We start from the raw sequence: 26,515 nt of genomic DNA, 5'->3' as shown, positions 1-26,515 counted from the left end.
ATTCTCTGTCATCCGGGAGGAAATCATGAGCCAGAAGGCATTGACTAGACAAGATGTGGAGCTGCTCGCTCCGGCGGGGGATTGGGATTGCATGCGAGCGGCGGTGGCGAACGGGGCGGACGCGGTGTTTTTCGGTGTGGAGAAGTTTAATGCCCGGGCGCGCGCCAACAATTTCCGAATGGACGAGCTGCCTGAAATTATGGCTTTTTTGCATAGCTATGGAGTTAAGGGATTTTTGACGTTCAATATTCTCGTGTTTGAAAATGAACTGGCCGATGCGCAGGACCTCATCGAGCGCTGCATCGAAGCCGGGGTCGACGCGGTGATCGTACAGGATCTCGGCCTGGTGAAGCTGATCAGGGAACTGTCGCCGGACTTTCCGATTCACGGATCGACGCAAATGACGATTACGTCGCCTGAAGCGGTGGAGTTTACGAAGCCTTGGAACATGGAACGTGTGGTGCTCGGACGGGAAAATAACTTGAAGCAGATCCAAAAGATCGGCGAACAAGCGAAGCTGCCGATGGAAGTGTTTGTGCACGGTGCTCTGTGCGTCTCCTATTCGGGCCAGTGCCTGACCTCGGAAATGTGGGGCGGCCGCTCGGCCAATCGCGGCGAGTGCGCGCAGGCCTGCCGGCTGCCTTATGATCTGATCGTGGACGGAGAGCCCAAACCGATGGGGGATATCGCCTATTTGCTGTCGCCCAAGGATTTGGCGGCGATCGATATCATGCCGGAGCTGATCGAAGCCGGCGTCACTTCGTTTAAAATCGAAGGGCGTTTGAAAAGCCCGGAATATGTGGCGAATGTGGTGAGCAAGTATCGGAAGGCGATTGACCGTTATTTTGACGGGGATGACACCCGTCCTTCCAAAGAGGAAATCCGCGAGCTGCAGCAGAGCTTTTCGCGCGGCTTTACGCATGGCTTCCTGGAGGGGACGAACAACAAGAAGCTGGTGGAAGGCACGTTCCCGAAAAGCCGTGGCGTTTATCTCGGCCGGGTGGAGCAGGTGCTTCGCGACGGAGTCGTCTGCAAGTTGGAAGCCCCGCTGAAGCGGGGCGACGGCATCGTGTTCGACGCGGGCGATCCGACGAAGAAGGAAGAAGGCGGCCGCGTCTATGATTTGCGGCGCAAGGGCGTGAAGCTGGAAGGCGAAGCCGGCGAGTCCTGGATCGTCGACATCGTTCCGGGGCGCAACGACGTGGATTTGCGCCGCGTGCACGTGGGCGACCGGATCTGGAAGACGAGCGATCCGGCGCTGGACAAGCGGCTGCGCCAGACGTTCGAGACCGACAAGCCGTACCGCGTATTCCCGGTACATGTGCGGGCGGTCGGCCGCGCGGGCGAGCCGCTGACGACCTTCTGGACCGATGTCCAGAAGGGTACGACCGTGCGCGTCGACTCGGAGCTCACGCTCGAGGTCGCGCAAAAACGGCCGATGGACGCCGCGCTGCTCGAAGAGCAGTTCGGGCGTCTCGGCGGCACGGTGTTTCAGCTCGAGCGGCTGGAAACGTCGCTGGAAGGCGACGTGATCCTGCCCATGCGAGAGCTGAACGGGTTGCGCCGGCACGCGGTCGAGTTGCTCGCCGGCGAGCGGCCGAAGCCGCCCGTGTACACGCGGGCGGCGGCTCCGGCGCCGTCCGCCCCGGCGAAGCGGGGCGGCGCGCCGGTGGGGCGCGGTGAAGCGCAGCTCACCGCGCTGTGCCGCAGCCTCCCGCAGGTGGAGGCTGCGCTGGAGGCGGGCGTCGGCATGATCTACGCCGACTTCGAGTTTATCAAGCAGTTCCCGGCAGCGGTGGAGGCCGTTCGGGCCGCCGGCAAGCAGATCGCGCTGGCGACGCCGCGCATCCATATGCCGGGCGAGAACGGCTACCACAACAACATCCTGCGCCTCCAGCCGGACGCGGTGCTGGTGCGCAATACCGGCGCGCTGTATTTTTACCTGCGCCACCGGATGGAAAACCCGTCCGCCTCGCATCCGCGGCTGATCGGCGATTTTTCGCTGAACATCGCCAACCACAAGACGGTGGAGCTGTTCCTCGAGGCGGGCTGTGACCTTGTCACGCCTTCCTACGATCTGAACGTCCAGCAGATGGTCGATCTGCTGCGGCACAGCCGGACGGCCCAAATGGAAATCGTCATCCATCAGCATCTGCCGATGTTCCATACCGAGCACTGCGTGTACTGCACCTTCCTGAGCGAAGGCACGGACTACACCAACTGCGGCCGCCCGTGCGAAGAGCACCGCGCTTCGCTGCAGGACCGGATCGGCATGAGCCATCCGGTGCGGGTCGACGAAGGCTGCCGCAACACGGTCTATAACGCGATCGAGCAGTCCGGCGCGGAATATTTGAGCCACTTCCTGGAGCTCGGGGTACCGAACTACCGGGTGGAATTCCTGGAGGAAACGCCGGAGCAGGTTCATCAGGTGATTGACCTGTATAACCGCGCACTGAGCGGTGAAATCAGCGGCACCCAGGTTTGGAAAACGCTAAAAGCCACCAACCAGCTCGGCGTAACCCGGGGGCAGTTAGTGAAATAATCGAATTGAGTTGGGTGGTTGGAAAGGCCCTCTATTGCGGCACATTTGTGTGTTATGCGGTGGAGGGTCTTTTTTTCTTAGTACCCCCTATTAATCAAGGTGAATGTATCATAATAACGGGAGAAAATCCCGTTAGCTGAAGGGGCGGTTCGCAAGAATGAACCGTTCGCTGAGAGAACAGTACGCTGATAGAGGACAGCTGTTTTTGAGGCACATACAAACGGTTAACCCGCGCCACTGTAGGCTTTTTTGCTTGTGACGAGGTTGTGAAATCCGGCGAAAAATTCGTGATAAACGAGATTTATCACCACGCAAAAATTCAGTGATATGCTATAATGAAAGCGTAACCAAAACGATAAAGATTTCAACATAATTCCATTTTAAATCATTATTTTCAGGAGGGTGAAAGTGATGTTTGAAGGATTCCTCGAAATGCAGTCGGTAGTTTCCAAGGTCCATAGTCGGCTGGAAATCGGCGGTGATCAGGAGTACCGGAAGATCGAGTACGGCACCGAGCGCCATCTTCATACACCGGACCCGGACGCCTGGAAACGGTACGAGGACACCCCTCAGTCGCTCGCATCACGCTTTAAATTCTGGATCCATTAATTTGATTGTGAATTGAGATCAGTTGAAATGAATTGAGTGAATAGCTTCAAAGTTATTCTATTCGCAGGCAGATAATGGGCCGTCATGGTGCATAACTGCCTGTCTTTTTTTTGACGTAATTATGATATAATGGCACCATCTTATCAATAGAGTACTTGGAAAGGAAGAACAGCCGTGATGAAAATTCGCAAAGCGATCATCCCTGCGGCGGGGCTGGGAACCCGCTTCCTGCCCGCGACCAAGGCGATGCCGAAGGAAATGCTGCCGATCGTGGATAAGCCGACGATTCAATATATCGTGGAGGAAGCCGTGGCTTCGGGAATTGAGGATATTATCATCGTTACGGGGAAGGGCAAGCGCGCGATCGAGGATCACTTCGACAATTCGTTTGAGCTTGAGCAGAATCTGTCCGAGAAAGGGAAGTGGGACCTGCTGAACGAGGTCCGCAAGTCTTCGGAGATGGCCGATATCCATTATATCCGCCAGAAGGAGCCAAGAGGTCTTGGCCATGCGATCTGGTGCGCCCGCAAGTTTATCGGCAACGAACCGTTTGCGGTGCTCCTCGGCGATGACATCGTAGAGTCGGATGTGCCTTGCTTGAAACAAATGATTGATGTTTACAATTTTCAAAAAGCCTCGGTCGTGGGGGTTCAACCTGTGCCTCCGGAAGAAGTGTCCAGATACGGGATCGTGGACGGGACAGAAATCGGCGACCGAGTTTATCAGGCGAAACAGCTGGTAGAGAAACCGTCGGCCGACGAAGCTCCATCCAATTTGGCGATCATGGGACGATACATCTTAACTCCGGCGATTTTTGACATTCTCGAAGGGCAGCATGAAGGCGTCGGCGGAGAAATTCAGCTGACCGATGCGATTTCCCGGCTGAAGGAGACCGAACGGATTGTCGCCTATCATTTTGACGGGGTACGCCATGATGTTGGAGAGAAGCTCGGCTTTATTAAAACGACGCTTCATTACGCGTTGCAAAATCAGGAACTGCGGGAGGATCTGCTGGCTTACATGGCGGACCTGCTTACGGACAAAAAAATCGGCCTCTCTTAACAGAGACGCCGATTTTTTGTCTTAGAAATTCAACATCGTCAGATTGTCGATCGATTCTTTTTCGCTAGGGTCCAGTTGAATAAGCTGGTCGTACAGCGCTTGATCGCTGCCGCCGGACTTTTGCAGCGCGGCCAGATACCAGCGGGCGATTTCTCTGTTCGCCGAATCGTTCAGGTCAGGACCGAGCCCTTGCTTCAAAATGGCCGCAGCTTCTGCCGGTTGATTCATCATATATTGCATTTTCCCGGCGTTCAGGGCCATGGTCGGCGTCACAGCGAAGGCACCGCCCTGCATCTGCCCCTTCGGCAGGGTCTTCAGATGCTCCACGCCATTCACGACATGTTGATAGGCGTCCAAGCCGCTTCTGAAGTATTTATCCTTTTGGTCTGCGGCCCCCTTGCCCAAGGCTTGGTATCCGAGCTCGAAGGATTGTACGATCAGCTTTTCGTACCAGTTCTGGTCATATACATAACGATGGGCATTGTCCTTAAGAACCTCATAAGCCTTTTCAGGCTCCCCTTTTAGCTCATAGAGCGCGATTAACTGGTTGTACATGTTTTTGTTGAACGGATCTTTTTGGATGGCGTCCGTCAACAGCTTGAGGTCTTGCTCATAGAAGGACTCATCCTTCGTTTGCTCATATCCCGCACGCAGAAGAACGTTGTAGTTCAGGACCGCATCCGGTTGATCGGCGCGCTTCTTCAAAGCCTCCACGAACTGGGACTGAATCTCCTGGAAGTTGGAGCTGGTCGTCATCAGCGTTTTGCCTTTCTCCACGGCTCCGCTGGCCTGAATATAACGGGTGGAGACAAACAGGAGAATCAATGAGCCGATCACCATCACCGCACTGTATATCGGGCGGATTCCTGAAGGTTTAACGGCCAACCGCTTGACCGGTTTGCTTTCCATCGCTGCGGCCATACCGCCAAGCCCGAGGAAGACAAGCATTCCGATAAAGACGTAGCTCATATTGAAGTCCATTAAGCTGTGAATCAAAATCGAGAGAACGACAATAAAGTAGACGAAATAATCATTTCGCTTCGATTCGTCGGCGTGCACGTATCCGCGGATGTACTTGTAAAAAACATAGGCGAGGAACGCGACCAGAACAATAATTCCAAGAATACCGACTTCAACGAGATACTGCATGATAAAGCTGTGCGCCTGACGGCTGGAGTACGGGTTGTTTTGATATTTTTCAAAAATATTAGCCCAAGCCCCCCCGCCTGCTCCGATTACAGGGTAGTCTTTAAGTACCTTTACGGCGTCCTTGTAAAACGTGAGACGTTCCAGCAAACTGTGCTGCTGCATGTTGATGTTTTCGAGGCGTTGCCCGATATTCCCCGGCAATACATGTTTAAGGTTGGTTCCGAGCAGCAGAACGGCCAAAATCACAACAGCCACGACGGATACGAGCGGAAGCCAGAGATTGGCGAGCTTTTTCGCCGACCAGCGCTCCGTGATCTGTTCCAGCTTCGGCGCGACGAAGCGTTGGATCAGCCAGGCGATGACGGCCACCAAAGCCGAGACGCCGAGGATATAGCCCCAGCCCTTGGCAGGGTCTCCAATCTGCCCGAGGTGGAACTGCTGCCCAAGGTCCGTGACCGGTTTGGCGATAGCAATCGTTGCAACCCCGGCGATTAGGGAGTAAAGGATCCACAAAATCTGCTTGGCCGGCTTCAGGAACAGCAAAAGGATGACGAAAACAACCGGCAGGAAAATCAAACCGCCGCGCGACAGCGTCAGCAGAATGGACAGCACCATCGGTACCAGCATGAAGGCGTGAATGGCTTGGCTGTACGACTTTTTCGAACGCGTAATCGCAAATACCGCCACAAAGAAAAAGGCCATCAAGAAGGCGGCATACGTATTCGGATACTGGAACACCGAGGCCAAACGAGGTCCGTTGGCGTCGATCCAGATCGGTTGGTTATATTGTCCGTTAATCACCGTGCTCGAGAACCAGCCGATCAAGGCGGATGCGGTTTTCCCTTGCCCCAGCCAGTTCAGCAAACCGAACATAACGATAAGGTATGCTACAGTGATTATAGTAGTCTCTATCACGGAATTAGCTTTTCTATCCTGCAACAGATAGAGACCGATAATGAAGAGGATCGCATAAAGGCACTGAATCAGCACCATATTCATCGCAAAATAATGGCTGGCCGCCGAAATCAGCGCCAGAACATAGGTGATCGGAATCAGCAAAACCCAGACCGCAGTCCAGTCCCGCTCCTCGTCCAGCTTGATCCGCTTGAAAAAAGCTACTACCCAAACTAGCATCAGCAAGCTGCCGATCAACACCGCCCCAAACATCGGCTTTTCAAAATTAAGTACAAGTCCGTTAAACAATCCGGCCTGGAACGGCGCCCAAACCAAGAATACAATCAGTCCAATCAACAACACCCACAACGCCGCAGGCAATTTTTCCCCATTTCTCGACGTTTCGGTTTTTTTCCCGTATACTGGATTCGACACGTATTTATCTCCTTTGCTAATAGATACGTTAGTATTTTAGCATAAGGAATAGGTTGGAGCTAGATTTGGATTTATTGTATACAATTGTGACAAAAGATGGTGGTGTTTAAAATAAGCAAGGGTTTATTTCGTTTTTTGTATAGATGCGCGGTTTACTGCAAACCATTCGCTACTTACATCCTGCCTGCTTCTTTTAGGAAAAAAATTAGAAATTTACTTTTGAAGAAGTCTTCCCCGTTAGCTAATAAAACTGGTTCATTCTCAAGGGAACCCAATTTTCGGTTGGACGGAATTAACCTTATCGGTTACGCTCGTGCGGAGATGGGGGTCGGGGAATCGTGCAGGGCGGCGGCCAGAAGTATGTATGCCGCGGACATTCCGTTTGTGATTATCAATTTTAAAGGAACCAGTAACGCAAGGATGAAGGATACTTCATGGGAATTCAAAGAGGCAGATAGTCCTAAATACGGTATCAATATTTTCCATATTAATGCTGAGGAAATGAGAGACGTATATGCATATTTTGGGCAATCTCTATTTAAAGATAAATTTAATATCGCTGTTTGGCATTGGGAACTTCCCGATTTTCCAGATGATTGGATTGATCGGTTTCATTTCTTGGATGAAATATGGGCACCTTCAACTTTTGTAGGCGATTCAATTTCCATAAAAAGTCCTATCCCTGTAGTTAAAATTCCCCATTCTATAGAGGTTAAAATTAGCGAACCTAGGTCGCGCAATTATTTCGGGTTACCTGAAAATGTATTTTTGTTTCTATCGATGTACGATATCAACAGCTTTCAGGAGCGCAAAAACCCGAAGGCTGTAATAGAAGCCTTTAAGTTAGCGTTTAGTCCGAATGATGAGGATGTTGGGTTAGTCGTCAAAGTGAACAACCCTGGGGGAAACTCTGAGGAACTGGACGAGATCAGGAAAATGGCCAAGGGTTATCAAAATATTCATATTCTCGACAATACCATTAGCCGTAATGATGTTAACGCTCTGATAAGCCTAGCGGATTGTTTTGTATCATTGCATCGGAGTGAGGGGTTCGGGCTGGTTATGGCTGAGGCAATGTATCTAGGAAAACCGGTAATAGGAACAAGTTGGTCATCAAACACTGATTTCATGAATCAACGAAACTCTTGCCTAGTTGATTATAAACTGGTTCCTCTAAAAAAGGATTTTGGTCCTTATAAAGCGTATCAGAAATGGGCTGACCCTGATATAGAACACGCCAGTAGATATATGATAAAGTTGGTGAATGACCCAGCTTTTTATTTGGAAGTCGCTACGAATGGAGAAAGATATATAAAACAATTCCATTCTCCGGAAGCTATTGGCAACCAAATGAAAAAAAGGTTGGAATATATCAGTAAGTATAATCTTGGAGGTTAACCATGGCAACGACTACTTGTTTAATTTTAGCCGGAGGCAAAGGGGAACGGTTCTGGCCGAAAAGCCGTACGAATCTGCCTAAGCAATTTTTGAACATCTCCGGCAGTAAATCTATGATTCAGCAGACTGTAGACCGTCTGAAAAGATTCATACCAATAGAACAGGTATTTATTATTACAAACGAGTCATATGCGGAATTGATTAAAGCCCAGATCCCCGACTTATCGCCTGAAAACATAATTATTGAGCCTGTTGGGCGTAATACCGCTCCTTGCGTGGGGCTTGCTTCGATTATCATTGAGGAAAAATATCCAGACAGTTCAATGATCGTCCTGCCTTCAGACCATATTATTAAAAATGAGGAAGAATTCGTTAGCATCTTAAAAGCGGCTGTAGCTATAAGTCAGCAAAGTGAAAGCTTGGTTACTCTGGGGATCACTCCAACTTATCCTGAGACTGGTTATGGGTACATTGAGAGTACTAGTAACAGAGTTGAAATTCTTAACCATAGTGCTTATCAAGTTAATAAATTTGTAGAAAAACCCGATGAGGAGACGGCTAAATCATATATCTCTGCAGGGAATTTTTATTGGAATAGTGGGATCTTCATATGGAGAGTAAAGGTGATCCGGGAATACATTCGAGTATTGATGCCTGAAATGCACAGTTTACTCGAAGCTATGAAATCCTTATTTAAAAGTAATTCGCGAATAGAAGTTATAAGATCCGAGTTTCCAAAAATGCCTGATCAATCTATTGACTATGGTATTATGGAAAAGGTTACAGATATCTATGTAATTCCTTGCGTACTCGGTTGGGATGATGCAGGGAGTTGGACGGCGTTGGAACGGATTAATGATTTGGACGAAAACGGGAATGCTATCAACGGAAACATACTAAGCATAGACACCAAACGGTGCATCATAGAAAGTAACGGGAAGTTGATCGCTACGTTGGGAGTTGAAGATCTAATTATTGTAGAAACAGATGATGTTACTTTAATATGCAGAAAAGATAAAGCCCAGGAAGTGAAGAACCTTATTAAGGAATTGAAAGTTCAAAAATTGGAACAGTATTTATAAGTGATTTTTTAAAACATTAATTATAAGGAGAAAACAATGACAAAAAGAGCGCTTATTACGGGGATTACTGGACAAGATGGATCATATCTAGCTGACTTACTATTGGAAAAGGGTTATAAGGTGTTTGGCTTACGAAGAAGAACGAGCATTCCTATCATGGAAAATATTCAACATATTGAAAAAGAAATTGAGTTTATAGACGGAGATTTGCAGGATTTAAGTTCATTGATCCATGCCGTTAAAATTTCTGATCCCGACGAAGTTTATAACCTTGCTGCACAGTCCTTTGTTGGGACTTCCTGGGGGCAGCCGATCCTGACCGGACAAGCAACGGCATTAAGCGTAACTAATATGCTTGAAGCTGTAAGAATTGTTAAGCCGGATGCTAAGTACTATCAGGCGTCGAGCAGTGAAATGTTCGGGAAAGTAGTGGAAACGCCCCAAACCGAAACAACCCCATTTTATCCAAGAAGCCCATACGGTGTTGCAAAAGTATATGGACACTGGATGACCGTAAATTACCGCGAAAGTTATAATATGTTTGCTTGCTCGGGCATACTTTTTAATCATGAATCACCGCGACGGGGGATTGAGTTTGTAACTCGTAAAATTACGGATGCCGTTGCTAGAATTAAACAAGGGCTTCAATCTGAGCTTAGACTGGGGAATCTTGACGCTCTTAGAGACTGGGGTTACGCCAAAGATTATGTGGAATGCATGTGGCTAATGCTTCAGCAGGAACAACCCGATGATTACGTGATTGCAACAGGGAAGACACATTCGGTAAGAGACTTTTGTGAAATTGCTTTTGGTCATGTCGGCTTGAATTATAAGGATTATGTTATAACAGATCCTAAATTTTTTAGAGCAGCCGAGGTGGATTTGCTTTTGGGTGACCCTGCCAAGGCCATTAACAAATTAGGCTGGAGCCCTCAAAAGACGACTTTTGAACAACTGGTATATCTAATGGTTGACTCTGATATGGAGAAAGTGAAGCGGATTAGCAACTAATTTATATCCGTAGGATGTGATCAATTGAAAGCTCTGGTAACAGGGATTAGCGGATTTGCCGGAACCTATCTGAGTCAGAAGTTGCTTGATAATGGTTATGAAGTAACGGGGATTGCGCGTCGAAATCAGACATTTAATAAGGATATTAACTTCATTGCCTGCGACATTCTGGATGAAGAAAAGTTGCGAAATGTGCTGCAATCGGAAAAACCGGATGAAATATATCATCTAGCGGGAACAGCATTCGTACCAATCTCTTATAAAGAGCCAAAACAGACGTATAGAACGATTGTAGATGGCACACTTGGAATATATGAAGTTTTAAGGAGCTTGGACATCTCTCCAAGAGTGCTGTATGTAAGTTCGGCTGCAGTTTACGGAGAGGGGATAGGGATTCCATTTAAGGAAACGGATCCCTTGTCTCCAACCAATCCCTATGCTGGTGCAAAGGCATGCGCTGATCTGATCAGCGAACAGTATGCAAAGGCATATCAGATGAATGTAATACGAGTGAGGCCGTTTAACCACACGGGCCCCGGACAATCACCTTCCTTCGTATGCTCGAGTTTTGCCAAACAAATAGCCGAGATGGAGCTCAGTGGGAAGAATGTAATCAATGTCGGTAATATTCATGTCAAGAGAGACTTTCTTGATGTGAGGGATGTTGTGGATGCTTATATCTTATTAATGAAGAGCGGAGCTCGGGGGGATGTCTACAACGTTTCATCCCAAAGTCCGGTTTCCGTTTCAGAATTGCTACACGTACTTGCTGAAAATTCAACCCTCAACTCATTGGAAGTCAAAGTGGACCCGGATAAAATAAGACCAAACGAAACTAAGGTTAAAATCGGGGATGCTTCAAAAATCACGTCGGAGACTGGCTGGAAGCCTATCCGAGATATTAAACATACCATGTGGGATTTGCTCGACTATTGGAGAAAGCGGCTGAGAAGTTAAGCGTGGAAGGTGGAGCTTTTATTGGAGAAAGTCGTGGTACTAGGCGGCGGTGGCCATGCTAAAGTAGTTGTTGACGTTTTAAAAAGTGCGGGGATTTACCAAATTGCAGGATTTGTAGCCAGGGAACCGGCAGCTATTATGGATATACCTCACTTAGGGGATGATGCTGTTCTTTTGGAGCTTTTGAACAAGGGGATTTCTAATTTTATCGTTGCAATAGGGGATAACAGGATTAGAAAACTGCTTTTCGAAAAAACTCTTTCACTTGGGTTTAAAGCAGTCAATGCAATAAGTCCACATGCTTATGTTTCGCCTTATGCTCAAATTGGTCAGGGAGTAGTTATCATGGCCGGTGCGGTTATACAACCATACACGGTGATTGAGGATAACGTGATTATTAATACATTGTCGGGAGTGGATCATGACTGCGCTATATCTTCTCACTCCCATATAGCACCAGGCACTTCGCTAACTGGTAACATAACTGTGGAAGAAGGCGTCTTTGTTGGCACAGGCTCCAAGGTGATCCCTGATATAACTGTAGGGAAATGGTCTGTTGTAGGGGCTGGAGCAGTAGTAATCTCTGATGTTCCTCCATTTACTAAAGTGGTAGGTATTCCTGCTAACAAAATTATAAATAAGGGATGATTTGTTATGAAAGCTGTAAATAGAATACCACTTGCTAACCCTGTATTGAATGGTAACGAGAGAAAATATGTTCTTGATTGCATAGATACCGGTTGGATTTCCGCGAACGGTAAGTACGTGACTGAATTCGAAGAGAAATTTGCTGATTTTTGCGGAACGAAACATGCCCTTTCCTGCGCAAATGGAACTGTGGCTCTGCATTTACCTTTATTAGCGTACGGAGTAGGACAAGGGGATGAGATTATTATCCCCACTTTTACTTACATCGCTACAGCAAATGCTGTCAAATATTGCGGTGCAACTCCCGTGTTAGTTGATTGTCAGAACGGCTCATGGGGAATTGATCCGAACAAAATCGAGGAGAAAATTACAACTAGAACAAAAGGCATTATTGTCGTACATTTGTATGGACACCCGGTCGATATGGATCCTGTCATGGAAATTGCCAAAAAACACAATCTTTTTGTCATTGAAGATGCCGCGGAAGCCCATGGAGCTGAGTATAAAGGAAAAGTTGTCGGATCGATTGGTGATGTAGGGACCTTTAGCTTCTTCGGAAACAAAATTATTTCTACCGGGGAAGGCGGTATGATTACTACTAGCGATAATGAACTAGCCGATAGAATGAGGCTGCTCAGAGGTCAGGCAATGGATCCGACTCGCAGATACTGGTTTAATGAAGTGGGCTATAACTATCGAATGACTAATCTGCAAGCGGCAGTGGGTCTAGGTCAGTTAGAAAATATATCATGGCATATGGGTCAAAGAAGAAGAATAGCCGCTGAGTACATTGAGAGGCTTTCCCAATATAGCGAATTGTTTACTTTACAGCCTGAAATGCCATGGGCAAAGCATGCTTATTGGATGGTTTCAATTTTGTTGAGTGATAAAGTTAAAGCGAGTCGTGATGAAATTATGTCTATGTTGGAAGATGACGGAATTGAGACTAGACCTTTGTTTTATTCTATGCATCAAATGCCTCCATATTACGATGGCAGTTCCGACTATACTGTTTCTGACGCTATTTCTTCAAGAGGGTTTAATATTCCGACCAATGCAACATTAAGTGAAGAAGAATTGGATTATATTTGCGATAGGCTCGTCCATCATTGTCAAAACAATCTGTAGAATAAAGCTGCAACATTCGGAGGTAAGACTTTGAAAGTCTATATTCAAAAGATATATCAGACCCGTTATTTTTGGTCGCATTTAGTAAGAGCAGAACTTAAAAATAAATTTAGAAGATCTAAATTAGGGATCTTGTGGACATTCATGAATCCATTGCTACTTACGGCATTGATGTCTACCGTATTTGGAGTGGTTTTCAAGATGCCTTTTAGCGACTATGCCCCATATGTTCTATCGGGGCTAATTGTTTGGGATCTTGTTAGTTCATCGTTCATAGGCGGTGGTTATTCGATACTAACTGCCGAACAATATATACGGCAGTTCAACCATCCAGTATTAATTTATACCCTGAGGTCTTCTTTGGTTTCGACGATTACTTTTCTAATATCTATAGCGTCTTTAGGTCTATGGGTCTTATTCATGAACCCTGAAAACATTTTTTTAGGTATCGTTACTTTGCCTTTAACCACATTGCTTTATTTTTTTCTCTCATGGGCTGTTACTACAATTGCCGGTTTCTTAAATGTCAAATACAGAGATTATCCGCAAGTTATCGCTTTAGTCATTCAAGCTGTGTGGTATGTTTCACCGGTATTTTTCAAAAAGGAAATGTTTAGCTCTAGCCCGGCTCTTGAAGCTGCCTTTTTCTTTAATCCTATCACTCATATATTAAATCTTGTTAGAAATCCATTTTTAAATGGAACGGTGCCATCGTCCAGTGATTACATTTTTACGATTGTAACCATATTAATTATGGCTTTACTTGCAGGGGCTTTATATAAAAAGAACCATTCTAAGGTGATTTTTTACTTATAAATTTGTAAGGAAGTTGGAATCCCGAATGAGTAGTTGCTATATACGAATTAATAATATAGATCTTTACTATCCTTCTCATATATATAATGCTACAACCTTGAAACAGGAAGTGTTTTCATTGTTGAAAATGCAGAAGAGAAAAGAAAGGTTGGAAGATGTTCATGCCCTTAAAAATTTCAGTTTGGAAATCAATGAGGGAGAAAAAGTAGGGATAATAGGACATAATGGAGCAGGCAAGAGTACTCTATTAAAAACTATAGCAGGAATTTATCCTATTAAATCAGGATCACTAGATGTAAAGGGAGAAATTCGCTCCTTGTTTGATTTGAATTTGGGCTTTGACCTTGAGTCCACGGGACGGGAGAATATTATGTATCGTGGTCTTTTGCTTGGCGAATCTCCCAAAACGATGCGGGAAAAAGAAAAAGAAATTATAGATTTTGCGGACATTGGGGAATTCATCGACTATCCTATCCGATCTTACTCTGCAGGAATGCTGGTAAGACTTGCCTTCTCGATTTCTACTTCTGTATCAGGCGAGATATTGTTACTTGATGAAGTAATAGGCGCAGGTGATGCTTCATTTGTAGCTAAGGCCAGAGACAGAATGCACAATTTAATGAATCGTGCCAAAATCCTTGTTCTTGTTTCGCATGATTTAACTACGATTACGGAAATTTGCAATAGGGTTGTTTTGCTGAAGCAGGGAGAAGTAGTTATGGATGGCAACCCTGAAGAAGTAATCAGATATTACAAAAACTCTATCTAAAAGGTAAGGAGAAGGATGGTTACAGTGTTAAGAAAAAGAGTTCTATGGATCTTGAATCACGATACACTGAGCAAATTTGAACTTCCTTTATTACGGAATTTGGGATTTGAGATTTATACTCCAAAGGTTGTTCCTAAGGAAATATTGCAAGCGAGTGGATCGGTAGTATTTGATTATGATAAAACTTTAACCATTCCTGAGGAAGATATAAAGGTATTAAACCAATATAACTTTTACCAGAATGAGGAGATGCCTTTTTTTATAAAGCATTTAGTTAACAAATATTTTGATATTGCTTTTGTGATGTTTGACTTCTATGCACTTCAAAAGTTAATAGTGGGCTTTGAAGGTCACATATTTGCCCGAGCATTTGGGTTAGGTGATAACATTGCTTATACAGACATAACCCAAAAAGTTTATTCCGAAGGACTGCTTTTAAAATTAGAACAAATCAAAGAGCGATTTTGGTTTTCTCAATGTTATAGTAACATTTCTGAGAATGAGACGGGGATATTCAACGAGAAGGCTCTATTTATGCCGTTAGGGCTTCCGGATGATTTTTATAATATCGAGAACGAATGGAACGGAAATGAGCAGAAATTGCTTTTCTTTTGCAGTAGGATAAAAGTATTTGAGGAATCTGAAAGGATATATAGGCAATTTAAAAAGGATTTTAGTGGATTCGATTACATCATTGCCGGAAATCAACCCATTCCAGTTGATGATCCACAAGTCACTGGATTTTTAGAAAGAGAACAATTGAATGAGTTATACAAATGTTGTAAGGTTATGTTTTATCATTCAACATATCCCCGTCATGTGCATTATCATCCTTTAGAGGCTATGATTGCTGGGATGCCTGTTGTATATCTTCAAGGTGGACTTTTGAATATTCTTGGTGGTGAGAGACAATCCGGTTGCTGTCGGAATATCAATGAGGCTCGTGAAAAGGTAAGGAGAATTTTAGATGGAGATACTGAACTAATTAATAACATTAAAAGAGATCAAAGAGAAATCCTATTCAAGTTTTCTTACGAATTTAATGAGTTTCACTGGAAAAAAAATTTTTTACCCCTTGTTGAAACATTTTCTCCTAAACACACACAAGAGAAGTCTATTGCTGTTTTTGCAAAAACCAATCAATTGAATAATCATAAGAGTGATTATATTGAATTAATTAAAGTGTTGGATAAAAGTTTTAAGAGTGTCAATCCTAATAATCGACTGATTTTAAATGTTGTTCAGAATAAGTATGATTTAGAGAATGACTTTGGTGAACTTATAAATTCAGGTGTTTCTACACGTGAATTTAGTTTTGAATTATCAACAAGCAATGACCTTATCGATTCTTTGACATTAATGTTCAAGCAAGAACCATTGTGGTTTGACAATTATTTGCTACCTACAGATCATGTTAAGAATTTTGTAGATGCTGATTATTGGCTTTTTTTAGACTTTAGTCAAACCTTACCAATAGCACCTATTAAGCCATATGGAATTCTCATCGATAGTTTGACTGATCGTTACTATGAGTCTTTATCAAAAATACAGATTTTCAACATTAAAATGGCTTCTTTCATATTAACGTATTCGGAGTATACGAAGAAGGAACTGACTAAGCACCTTGGTATCGATGAGCGGAAAGTAATGACAATACCTTTTGTGCGTTATAAGTCTGATGTTAAAAGTATACTACTAAATAAAGAACGTTATATTTTTATAGAGTTAGATTTTAAGCGTAAAGAAATTGTAAGTAAGCTTTTTAATGACATTTTAGACTTTTACAGGTTATCTCACAGCAGCCAAACAATCAAAGTGTTTTTTAACAATTATGATCCTGAAAATGATTTAGGATATATTAATGAAATGAATGCTTTTGTTAAAGACTCTGATTTGCTAAAAGATACTGTTGAACTATATACCAACCTACGAGACAATGAATATAATGCTCTATTTACTAATGCTTTAAAAATAATCATTCCTTATCATATCGAAAATATATTCTTTAAGTTGGCTAAGGCCGCTACTTATAGAAAAAAGTTGATACTTAGCGATTTTCCAATCTATCGTGAATTTGAAAGTAGTCTATTATATGAATTTATTTACGTGAATTTTAATCAACATCAGAATGTTATGCTTGATCTTCTGTGTGAAGAGGATTTACCTTTAGATAGATCCATAGCATCAGTTGATAACTTCACTAGTTCAAATTCTCATTTTGAAGGAATCTCTGACATATGGAGGAAATTGATGTGAATAAGGTTGCATTCTTTTTGGGCTTTGGCCCTGGAGATAATTTATCAATACATGGAATAGGGCGATTAATTGCATTTATTTTGAAAGAAAATGAAAAGAAAAATGATCGCTTTGTTTTATTCTGTCCCGAATGGAGTAGAGAGTCGGTTTCCTTATTATTAAAAGATCATAAGATTTCACTAAATTGTTTTGAGATTGTTACTACAAAAAAAATTCCATTTGGTATTAAATTGAGAAATTTAATAGCAGCAAGAAGAAAGAAAGTTGCAAAAGAATCAAAAACAAAACTGTTTCTAAAGAAAGTAATGAGCAAAGTAAAAAATTTCGGACGGAATCTCGTTGCCAATTATATGAGCACTTCTTCAAGGGTTCTTCTAATTTTAAAAACCCTTTTATTTGCTTTGATAGGAATTTTGCTTCTGCCATTTTTAATTATCGCGGGAGTTATTAAGATTATAGCAATTGCAAAAAAACGACTCGCTAAAGTTACTAAAAGTAAACTATTGAAGAAAATCTCACCAGTGTTTAGGCGAATTGCTGGAGGAGTTTATCAAACACTGATTGATGAGGAGCTTAATAATCTTGTTAATTTAATTAACAAACGTAAGGATATCGATATTTGTTATATTCCTTCTATGGCTTGGCCACAAATTAAGAATCTTAAAAGCATAAAAATTCTAGCCGCTCCAGATATAGTGTTCTACGATTTTCCTACTCAGTATAATGGAGTGAATTTAATACATCGGAGAATTCGAGAAAGCATTTCTTCTGCAGATCAATTAATTAGTTATAGTGATTATGTAAAAGAAGAGCATTTAGTAAAAATGTGTGGTGTCAAGCCAGAGAAAATAAAAGTCATAAAACACGCCAACATTGATATGAGCCGGTATATTAAAGTCCCTAGATCCATTAAAACTTATATTTCACAGTCAGAAAACGCAAAACAAGTAATAAATAAATATACACGACTCAACTATCATCCAGGTGATATATTATATAATTGTGATTTTGAACAACTTGATTATGTTATATACTCGACGCAATACAGATCACACAAAAATATATTTAACTTGATTAAGGCAATGAAAATAGTTAACAAAGAAATGCATAGAAACATCAAATTGGTGTTAACAGGCGACATTTATAAACAATCTTATATTAATGACTATATTCATCTTAATCACTTGGAGAATGATATATTTGTAATGCATAATATTTCTTCGGAATTGCTAGCAGCATTAAACAAATTGGCAAATTGTGCTGTGAACCCCACTTTGTTTGAAGGGGGATTTCCTTTTACTTTTTCGGAAGCATATTCGGTAGGAACCCCATCAATCATGAGTGGAATTACAGTGGTAAAAGCGGAGATTGATGATCAAGAACTTGAAAAACTAATGTTATTCAACCCATTCAACCCAATGTCCATTGCCCAAAAGATTGTCTGGGCTGTTGAAAACTCCGATTTCTTATTCTCGAAACAAAACGCACTTTATCAAAAATTCAATCAAAGAAATTGGGGAAAAGTTGTTAATGAGTATAATGAATTATTTGAAAAAAACTATAATAATGGGACCTTTATATGAAAAAAAATAAACTAATTCATGTCATTATCTTACTTGTATTTCTTATATTTATTCCAAACTTGTATACAAGTGCCGAATCGAAGAAGGATGATGTGGCTATACGAGTTAACTCCGAAAAACAAGTATATACTAGCAGTTTTAATGTAGATGTGATTCTTGATTTTAATAACCTTGATCTGTATAGTAATAAAGTCTTTTTGTCCTATCATTTGTATGATAAAGAGAATAAGGAAATATTATGGGAAGGTAAGAGAGTCCCTTTTTCGGTAAATGGTGATGGGATAGGGAAAGTAAAAATGAATATTCAATTAGTTGATTTAAAAGGAATTCCCATAGATTCCTCATTTGTTAAACTAAAATTTGATCTTATTAATGAGCAAAAAGAATATTGGTTTTCAACAAATAAAGAAATCACCTTCTCTACTGACGAAATCATTTATGAAGACAATACTATAAAAAAAATAATAGGTACCTTAACTTCTGCTATTAAGCGAAGTCCTTTTATTTTTTCTGTAAATATTATATTCACAATTATATTTATAGTAGCAATGTATAAATTCAAAAAGAGTCAGTTATTCATTAACTAGGAAGTGTTCTTTCTTTGTGAAATAAGAACTTGAAAAGAGGGTTGGGTTTTAAATGAATAAAATTACATCAAAAGGAACGAATCTTCTTGTGTTCTTATTTTTTCTTGGGGTAGTATTGATTGTTTATATGGGAACAATTAAGAATTCTTTATTAGTAAATGGTGACGGAATAACATACTTTATTTCAAAGTTTTTTTTAGTAGATAGTTTAAAGTCTGGTGAATTACCTTTATGGAATCCGTTTGTAAGTATAGGAAACCCCTTTTTGGCTGATATTCAGCAAACAGTTTTCTCACCATTTAATCTATTATTTCTTTTCTTCAGCCCAATTACTGGATTTAATGTATATCATGTTTTACAGCTTACTTTTGCTGGTTTTTTTATGTATTTATATATTAATGAACTGTTCCAAAAAAAGTATATTGGTGTTCTGGTTGGATTCATCTTTTTATTTAGCGGAATGCTTGGTGGAAATAGAATAGAGCATACTACAATTATAACTACAATTATTTTCTTTCCGTTAATTCTATTTCTTTTGGAACGATTTAAGAGAACAGCTAAAGATTCTTATTTAATATTTTTGTCTGTAGTGATGGCATTCCATTTTCTCAGTGGGTTTACACAAATTGTCATATACTATAATCTAGTTTTCTTAGTTTATTTTTTTTATGTTTGCAAAAGTTTAAAGTATTCCCTTGGACAAACTCTAAAGAAGATGGTAAAGTGGCTTTCTCCTTACATTTTACTATGTGGAGTCCAGCTAGTACCAACGATGCAATTAATGATGCAATCAGGAAGAAATGATGTTTCTTATGACTTTTTTTCTGTTCTTTCATATGATTTACGAATTCTTATGATGATGATTTTTCCCAATGTTTATTTAAATAAATTTGAGTCCTTTGGTGAATATGCTTCCTCCGGAATGGACATTGAGATATATCTTGGAATAATTCCTTTTATTTATTTGCTGTATTCATTAGTTTATTATTTCAAAGATACCTTTGTTAGATTAATTGCTGGAATTATGATAGGATCCTTTATTTATGGAATGGCCCCTCATATTCCAATTTTGGGAAAAATCATTCATTCGCTTCCTATATTAGGTTCATTCAGAGTTTCGGCAAGAATACTGAGTATATTTTTAATATGCGGCCTTATTTTGTTTGCTTATACTTTAAGTAAATTAGATGAAATACGGGAAATTAAAAGGTTAATAAAATTTAGCGGTTTATTGACTATAGGAATAATCCTAATTTGTTTCGCTATATTTTCAACTTTATCTCAGCACCAGATACCAAGTGAAATTTCCCAACATTATAGCTTAAAAGGGGAGGTTTTTCTTCCCATTCTGGCTCTGTGTTTCATTAATCTTATATGTTTATGTATAATTTATGTTATTAAGAAAAAAGAAAAATATACACAGCGCATAATACCAACTATATTGTCTCTTCTTTGTTTTGTAACAATATTTGATGTCGGGAAATATAGTATTGTCAAAAACGCAACTTCTAGTGAAATGGCTTTAGGAGATTCTTCTAAGAAAATATATAGTCTGGCAAAGGAGAATATTGATTATCGATCTTTTGCATTATTAAAGTTACCAGAGCAGTATTACGATGATCAATTGCTGACCGCAAAATTTCAAAGAAGTATGATAGCTAAATTAAAGTTTTTTAATAGCTATTCAACTTTTATTGATAAAAAACTCCAAACCTATAACATTGACGAAACGGCATTCTACCCACATACTATGGAGTTATTTAATACAAAAAATGATCTCTTATCAATGATGTCAATCCGTTTCATCTATGATGCATGGAATCAAGAATTTAATAAATACATCGCAACTAATGAAGTAGAGGAAGTACTGCTAAACAAAGAAAATTTGGTTATAAACAAAAATAATTCTCAATTGTCAGTTATGAGCTTTCCGATCAAATTGGAGCCAGATACGGCTTATCAGATCCAGATTAATATGAAAACTACAACTACGCCAAAACTATTCTATGTAGATTTTTACAATAACACTTATGATAACCCGGAACAGGATGGAAGTTTTGGAGAAATTTTACCAGAATTAGTTGACTATAAAACTGTAATATTTACTGGAGATTCGGTACCGAGTGATCAGGTGTATTTTAGAATTGTTACCGAAACTGATGATGATATCACAATAAATCAGCTCAATATCAATAAACTAAAGACTATTCAAGGATATAAAGAAATTTTAAATGAGGGAGATTTAGTAGTATATGAAAATATATATGCTAAACCTATTCTGTTTTCTCCGTCGAAAATTGAGTCGGTAGATTCATTCGAACCCATTTATTCGAATAGTAATGAAAGATTAGATGAGGTAAGCTTTATTCAAAGTTTCAATAAGGAATTAGACTTGGGTAAAGCCAATACGAAAATTAGCAATATAGAACAAAAGAATAATAGTATAAAGGCAACTGTCACCTCCAATAACGACACTTTTATAAATCATACGCAATTGTTTTATCCTGGTTGGAAGGCATATGTGGATGGTAAACAGGTACCAATTTATAAAGTGAATAACCTGATACAAGGAGCAGAAGTGCCGAAAGGGACTCACGTGATTTCTTTTGTATATGATCCACTTGACGTGAAGATAGGGGCAATTATATCACTTTTTGGTGTTTTATTGTGTCTTTACCATCTCTTACAGTCATTCTTATATAATCAAATTAAAAAACGTAAAGTATAAGTAATACGATCTTGAGGAGATTTTACGGAGGTAACATTATGTCGACACCTACATTATATATTGCTATTCCTTGCTATAATGAGGAGGACGCTTTACCCATTACAACAAAACAGTTACTAGAAGTATTAAATCACCTGATAGGTGAAAAATTAATTTCTAAACAAAGTCGGATACTCTATATAGACGATGGAAGTTATGATAGGACTTGGAATATTATAAAAACACTTTCGTCTTCTCATTCATCAATTTTAGGGTTGAAACTGTCTAAGAATGCAGGACATCAAAAAGCTTTGCTAGCAGGTCTAATGTACTCTAAGGAATATTCGGATTGTGTAATATCAATGGATGCTGATTTGCAAGATGATATTTGGGCTATTCGTGAATTTATTACTAAGTACCAAGATGGATATGAGGTAGTGTATGGTGTCCGAGAGAATCGTGATAAAGACAGTTGGTTTAAAAGATGGAGTGCAGAAGGTTTTTATAAATTAATGAATAAATTAGGTGTCCCGGTAGTATTTAATCATGCAGATTATAGACTTATGAGTAAAAGAGTTTTAGACCAATTAGCACATTACAAGGAAACGAATCTCTTTTTAAGAGGGATCGTCCCATTAATTGGGTTTCGCTCAACAGTTGTGAGTTATACCCGTAATGAAAGAATTGCTGGGGAGTCAAAGTATCCATTAAAAAAAATGCTGTCGTTTGCTTGGGATGGAATAACCTCTTTTAGTGTGAGGCCTATAAGGTTAGTTACAATGCTTGGTTTTATTAGTCTAGCAATTAGCATAGTTGTTGGCCTATACGCTCTATTTTCCAAGATTTTTTACGATACTGTATGGGGATGGACCTCAATAATGATATCAATCTGGTTTATAGGAAGTATTCAACTTTTAGCATTAGGTGTAATTGGAGAGTATGTTGGGAAAATATACAAAGAGGTTAAACGAAGACCAGCTTATATAATCGAGGAAGTTGCATCAATGCAGAAAGAAGAGTTATATATGGAAGTGAGATGACATGATCGAGGAAGAAAAACAAAACATATTTAGAGGTTACTCAACTATTAAGTCATTCAGTAAATATGCATTAGTCGGAATAATAAATACTATAGTTGGCATTAGCAGTATTTTTTTGTTGCTGTTCTTTTTTCACTTGTCGCATTTTTTGGCTACATTTATTGGGAATACGGTTGGCATGTTCTTAAGTTTTTATTTGAATCGTAAATTCACCTTTCATCATAAAGGAAGCCCTCTTAAATCAGTTGTTATATTTATTGGAATTAGTTTATTTTGTTATTATCTTGCCTATGTGTTATTTCATAATTTTCTAGAGAATCTTTTAATAGAAGAAACAATAATATTAATATCAGTGGAATTGAATAAAAAATATCCTTTGGTTTTATTTGAGGCAATACTATATACAGTATTCTCGTATTTTTTGCACAGACTAATTACTTTTAGGAGTCCAAAGCCTAAAAAGGAGTTATCTAAACATGATTAGATTGTCTTATTATTACCTATGGACAACTACAAAGGAGATGTTTTCTCCGTGAAAGCCATCATCCTTGCAGGCGGGACCGGGTCCCGCCTTTTTCCCTTAACTAAGGTTACCAACAAACACCTCCTCCCAGTCGGCAAATACCCCATGATTTTTCACTCCGTATTTAAGTTAAAACAAGCCGGTCTTACCGATATCCTCGTCGTCACTGGAAAAGAACACATGGGGGATGTCGTAAACCTTCTTGGCAGCGGTCATGAGTGGGGTGTTTCTTTTACCTACAAGGTTCAGGACGAGGCCGGCGGGATCGCGCAGGCGCTTGGTTTGGCCGAGCAGTTTGTGGGTGACGAACAAACGGTTGTTATTCTGGGGGATAACGTGTTTGCGGATGATATTACTCCTTACGTTGATAATTTTAGGAATCAACAGACAGGTGCCAAAATATTAATCCAGCAGGTCCCCGATCCAACCCGTTTCGGAGTCCCCGAGCTCCGGGAAGATCGGATTATCTCAATTGAAGAGAAGCCGCAGCAGCCGAAATCAAATTACGCCGTTACAGGCATATATATGTTCGACCATCATGTTTTTGAAATTATTAAAACATTAAAGCCTTCCGCCCGCGGCGAACTGGAGATCACTGACGTTAACAATGCATATATTAAACGAGGCGAGCTAACTTTCGATATTTTGCAAGGCTGGTGGACGGATGCCGGGACGCATGCATCGTTAGCCCGGGCCAACGAATTAGCGAAGGATATCGTATTTGGTGAAGAGTTCGGTAAGCTCAAGCTTTAGAATAAGGGGGAAATCCGAAATGAAACTGACTCCTTTAAAGTTGGAAGGCGCTGCATTGCTTGAACCGGTGGTACACGGCGATCACCGGGGTTTTTTTATGGAAAGCTATAATGAAGCTGTAATGCATGGTCTAGGCGTAAATTATAAATTTATTCAAGATAATCACTCCCTTTCGGCGGAGCCAGGGGTACTAAGAGGGCTGCATTATCAATTAAATCCTAAAGCGCAAACCAAACTGGTTCGGGTTTTGTCAGGTGCTATTTATGATGTAATTCTGGATATCCGCCGCAGCTCTCCCACATTCGGACAGTGGGTTGGAGTCATCTTGAGTGAGTACAACAAACGTCAGCTGTTGGTTCCTAAGGGATTCGCCCATGGTTTTTGTACACTTGTGCCTGACACCCAAGTTTTGTATAAAGTGGATGAATATTATTCCCCTGAGCATAATCGCGGCATACTATGGAATGATCCGGCGCTGCAGATTGACTGGCCCGTGAGTGAGCCGCAGCTATCGGACAAGGACCGACGTCATCCGTTATTTGCGGATGCCGAGTTGAATTTCGATTAGGAGGATTTACTTCATGAAACTGCTCGTTACCGGGGGCGCCGGATTTATTGGCAGCAACTTTGTGCTATATATGCTTGAAAAATATCCGGAATACCAAATCATCAACGTTGATGCGCTTACTTACGCTGGAAACTTGGAGAACTTGAAATCCGTAGAGAATCACCCCAATCACTTATTCGTTAAGGCGGATATTAAGGATTCGGAGAAAATGAGCGAGTTGATTGGGCAAGGCGTCGATGTCGTTGTCAATTTTGCGGCGGAGTCGCATGTGGATCGGAGTATTATGGAGCCGGATATTTTCGTGAAGACGAATGTCCTGGGAACACAAGTACTGCTGGACGCTGCAAGAAAGCACAACATCACTAAGTTTGTTCAAGTTTCTACAGATGAGGTATACGGCACGCTTGGGGAAACCGGCCTGTTCACAGAAGAGACTCCCCTTGCTCCAAATAGTCCCTACTCGGCAAGTAAGGCTGGGGGAGACTTGTTAGTTCGCGCCTATCATGAAACATTCAATCTGCCTGTCAATATTACGCGCTGCTCAAACAATTACGGCCCTTATCAGTTCCCGGAAAAATTAATTCCGTTAATGATCTCCAAAGCTCTCAACGACGAGGCTCTTCCGGTTTACGGAGATGGGCTGAATATTCGCGACTGGCTATACGTTGAGGATCATTGCAGCGCAATAGATCTGGTGATCCATCAAGGGCGTAACGGCGAGGTTTACAATATCGGCGGGAATAACGAGCGAACTAATTTGCAGATTGTGAGGACGATTTTGCAGGAGCTCGGCAAGCCTGAATCCTTGATTACTCATGTTAAGGACCGCCCCGGCCATGACCGCCGCTACGGCATCGATCCGACCAAGACGATGAACGAGCTTGGCTGGAAGCCGAAGCATTCTTTTGAGACGGGAATTAAAGAAACTATTGCTTGGTACCTGGACCATAAAGAATGGTGGACTCGGATTCAGTCGGGGGCCTATCAGGAGTATTATGCAAAGCAATATGGCGAACGTCTGGGGGATCAAGCATGAACATCCTGGTGACAGGAGCCGCCGGGCAGTTAGGTAAAGATGTGGTGTCTTTATTTCAAAAAGCGGGGCATACGGTTGATGCTTTTGACCGGAACTCGCTTGATATCACGGACCTGGAAGCTTGTTTCATGCGATTAAACGAATCCAAACCAGACGTGGTCATCCACTGTGCGGCTTATACGGCGGTGGACCAAGCGGAGCAAGAAGTGGAGGCCGCTTATGCCGTTAACGCTGTCGGCACCCGCAATATGGCTCTGGCCAGCGAGCGGGTAGGGGCGAGATTTTGCTATATCAGCACCGACTACGTGTTTGACGGCACCTCGCTGAGCCCGTATCATGAGTACGATAACACAAACCCGCAGAGCGTATACGGAAAATCAAAGCGTGCCGGTGAAATCTTGGTTCAGAGTTTATCTACCGCTTTTTTTATCGTTCGAACCTCCTGGGTCTATGGCCTGCACGGCAATAATTTTGTCAAAACCATGCTAAAGCTGGGGAAGGAAAAGCCGGAAATTAAGGTGGTTCATGATCAGAAGGGTTCGCCTACATTTACGATGGATTTAGCGAATTTCCTCCTGCAACTGGTTCAGACAGAGAAATACGGGATATATCATGCTTCCAATGCCGATTCGTGCACCTGGTATGAGTTCGCTAAAGAAATTTTTGCCGAGGCCGAAAAAATGCTTCCGGGGACTTTTTCGGTTCAGGTCCATCCATGTACTACGGCGGATTTTCCCCGCCCGGCACCTCGTCCGATGAACTCGGTAATGGAGCATTTATCGATTCGGACCAACGGATTCGAGGATTTGCGGCCATGGAAGGAAGGGCTCCGAGATTTTCTCAACCAGTATTTGCAACACCCACAGGAATAGTTATAGTAAACTGACGAACATGCAAATACATGGTATGCTTAAAGAACATTATCGATCGGTAATGTTCTTTTTTATTTTTGAAGCGAAAAG

22 protein-coding genes are annotated in these 26,515 nt (G+C 41.7%); 21 read left to right on the top strand and 1 reads right to left on the bottom strand.

The features are described 5' to 3' along the window. Positions 1–25: 25 nt before the first annotated feature. The 3 genes from LBW89_RS12975 (at position 26) to galU (ending at position 4,213) form a co-directional block, all read left to right on the top strand. Positions 26–2,542, top strand: coding sequence for a U32 family peptidase (locus LBW89_RS12975; RefSeq protein WP_225039302.1), 2,517 nt, complete (start codon positions 26–28; stop codon positions 2,540–2,542). 411 nt (positions 2,543–2,953) lie between these two features. Next, positions 2,954–3,151, top strand: a complete 198-nt coding sequence (locus LBW89_RS12970; RefSeq protein WP_225039301.1) for a hypothetical protein — start codon at positions 2,954–2,956, stop codon at positions 3,149–3,151. A gap of 177 nt (positions 3,152–3,328) precedes the next feature. Then, positions 3,329–4,213 (top strand): UTP--glucose-1-phosphate uridylyltransferase GalU, encoded by an 885-nt coding sequence (gene galU, locus LBW89_RS12965; RefSeq protein ID WP_263639150.1) that lies wholly within the window; start codon positions 3,329–3,331, stop codon positions 4,211–4,213. Positions 4,214–4,234: 21 nt separating this feature from the next. On the opposite strand, the gene LBW89_RS12960 is transcribed toward galU, so the two are convergent. Continuing rightward, entirely contained in the window at positions 4,235–6,691 is a 2,457-nt protein-coding gene (locus LBW89_RS12960) for a Wzy polymerase domain-containing protein (protein ID WP_225039299.1), read from the bottom strand. 360 nt (positions 6,692–7,051) lie between these two features. Between LBW89_RS12960 and LBW89_RS12955 the strand changes: the two genes are divergently transcribed. The 18 genes from LBW89_RS12955 to rfbD all read left to right on the top strand — a co-directional run bounded on the left by LBW89_RS12955 (position 7,052) and on the right by rfbD (position 26,425). Beyond that, on the top strand, positions 7,052–8,089 hold the full coding sequence (locus LBW89_RS12955) for a glycosyltransferase family 4 protein (protein WP_318249372.1): 1,038 nt from the start codon (positions 7,052–7,054) through the stop codon (positions 8,087–8,089). 2 nt (positions 8,090–8,091) lie between these two features. Next, the gene (locus LBW89_RS12950) at positions 8,092–9,171 is read left to right on the top strand and encodes a mannose-1-phosphate guanylyltransferase (RefSeq protein WP_225039297.1); all 1,080 of its coding nucleotides are present in this window, start codon (positions 8,092–8,094) and stop codon (positions 9,169–9,171) included. A 36-nt stretch (positions 9,172–9,207) separates the two neighbouring features. Continuing rightward, positions 9,208–10,182, top strand: a complete 975-nt coding sequence (gene gmd, locus LBW89_RS12945; RefSeq protein WP_225039296.1) for a GDP-mannose 4,6-dehydratase — start codon at positions 9,208–9,210, stop codon at positions 10,180–10,182. Positions 10,183–10,206: 24 nt separating this feature from the next. Beyond that, the gene (locus LBW89_RS12940; protein ID WP_225039295.1) at positions 10,207–11,139 is read left to right on the top strand and encodes a GDP-mannose 4,6-dehydratase; all 933 of its coding nucleotides are present in this window, start codon (positions 10,207–10,209) and stop codon (positions 11,137–11,139) included. A gap of 21 nt (positions 11,140–11,160) precedes the next feature. Continuing rightward, positions 11,161–11,787, top strand: coding sequence for an acetyltransferase (locus LBW89_RS12935; protein WP_225039294.1), 627 nt, complete (start codon positions 11,161–11,163; stop codon positions 11,785–11,787). A gap of 6 nt (positions 11,788–11,793) precedes the next feature. Continuing rightward, positions 11,794–12,915, top strand: coding sequence for a DegT/DnrJ/EryC1/StrS family aminotransferase (locus tag LBW89_RS12930; RefSeq protein WP_225039293.1), 1,122 nt, complete (start codon positions 11,794–11,796; stop codon positions 12,913–12,915). A gap of 30 nt (positions 12,916–12,945) precedes the next feature. Next, on the top strand, positions 12,946–13,731 hold the full coding sequence (locus tag LBW89_RS12925; RefSeq protein WP_225039292.1) for an ABC transporter permease: 786 nt from the start codon (positions 12,946–12,948) through the stop codon (positions 13,729–13,731). Between the two features lie 127 nt (positions 13,732–13,858). Continuing rightward, the gene (locus LBW89_RS12920; RefSeq protein WP_225039364.1) at positions 13,859–14,500 is read left to right on the top strand and encodes an ABC transporter ATP-binding protein; all 642 of its coding nucleotides are present in this window, start codon (positions 13,859–13,861) and stop codon (positions 14,498–14,500) included. A 51-nt stretch (positions 14,501–14,551) separates the two neighbouring features. Continuing rightward, entirely contained in the window at positions 14,552–16,756 is a 2,205-nt protein-coding gene (locus LBW89_RS12915; RefSeq protein ID WP_225039291.1) for a hypothetical protein, read from the top strand. Continuing rightward, positions 16,738–18,339, top strand: a complete 1,602-nt coding sequence (locus tag LBW89_RS12910) for a glycosyltransferase (RefSeq protein ID WP_225039290.1) — start codon at positions 16,738–16,740, stop codon at positions 18,337–18,339. The genes LBW89_RS12915 and LBW89_RS12910 overlap by 19 nt, the downstream gene beginning before the upstream one ends. Continuing rightward, the gene (locus LBW89_RS12905; RefSeq protein ID WP_225039289.1) at positions 18,336–18,926 is read left to right on the top strand and encodes a hypothetical protein; all 591 of its coding nucleotides are present in this window, start codon (positions 18,336–18,338) and stop codon (positions 18,924–18,926) included. Before LBW89_RS12910 ends, LBW89_RS12905 begins: the two co-directional genes overlap by 4 nt. Positions 18,927–18,978: 52 nt before the next feature. Next, positions 18,979–21,654 carry a YfhO family protein gene (locus tag LBW89_RS12900; RefSeq protein ID WP_225039288.1) on the top strand — a complete coding sequence of 892 codons (2,676 nt, stop codon included), beginning with the start codon at positions 18,979–18,981 and terminating at the stop codon, positions 21,652–21,654. Between the two features lie 38 nt (positions 21,655–21,692). Then, positions 21,693–22,673: a glycosyltransferase family 2 protein gene (locus tag LBW89_RS12895; RefSeq protein ID WP_225039287.1), complete on the top strand. Its 981-nt coding sequence runs from the start codon at positions 21,693–21,695 to the stop codon at positions 22,671–22,673. A 1-nt stretch (position 22,674) separates the two neighbouring features. Then, positions 22,675–23,157 (top strand): GtrA family protein, encoded by a 483-nt coding sequence (locus LBW89_RS12890; RefSeq protein WP_225039286.1) that lies wholly within the window; start codon positions 22,675–22,677, stop codon positions 23,155–23,157. A gap of 48 nt (positions 23,158–23,205) precedes the next feature. After that, positions 23,206–23,949, top strand: a complete 744-nt coding sequence (locus LBW89_RS12885) for a sugar phosphate nucleotidyltransferase (protein ID WP_225039285.1) — start codon at positions 23,206–23,208, stop codon at positions 23,947–23,949. A gap of 19 nt (positions 23,950–23,968) precedes the next feature. Beyond that, entirely contained in the window at positions 23,969–24,517 is a 549-nt protein-coding gene (gene rfbC / locus LBW89_RS12880) for a dTDP-4-dehydrorhamnose 3,5-epimerase (protein WP_225039284.1), read from the top strand. Between the two features lie 13 nt (positions 24,518–24,530). Then, positions 24,531–25,553, top strand: a complete 1,023-nt coding sequence (rfbB, locus tag LBW89_RS12875) for a dTDP-glucose 4,6-dehydratase (protein WP_225039283.1) — start codon at positions 24,531–24,533, stop codon at positions 25,551–25,553. Next, positions 25,550–26,425: a dTDP-4-dehydrorhamnose reductase gene (gene rfbD, locus LBW89_RS12870; RefSeq protein WP_225039282.1), complete on the top strand. Its 876-nt coding sequence runs from the start codon at positions 25,550–25,552 to the stop codon at positions 26,423–26,425. Before rfbB ends, rfbD begins: the two co-directional genes overlap by 4 nt. Positions 26,426–26,515: the final 90 nt, after the last annotated feature.

The organism is Paenibacillus sp. alder61, from assembly GCF_020179875.1.
Taxonomy (GTDB): Bacteria; Bacillota; Bacilli; order Paenibacillales; family Paenibacillaceae; genus Fontibacillus; species Fontibacillus faecis.
This window is presented reverse-complemented; position numbering and strand designations above follow the sequence as displayed.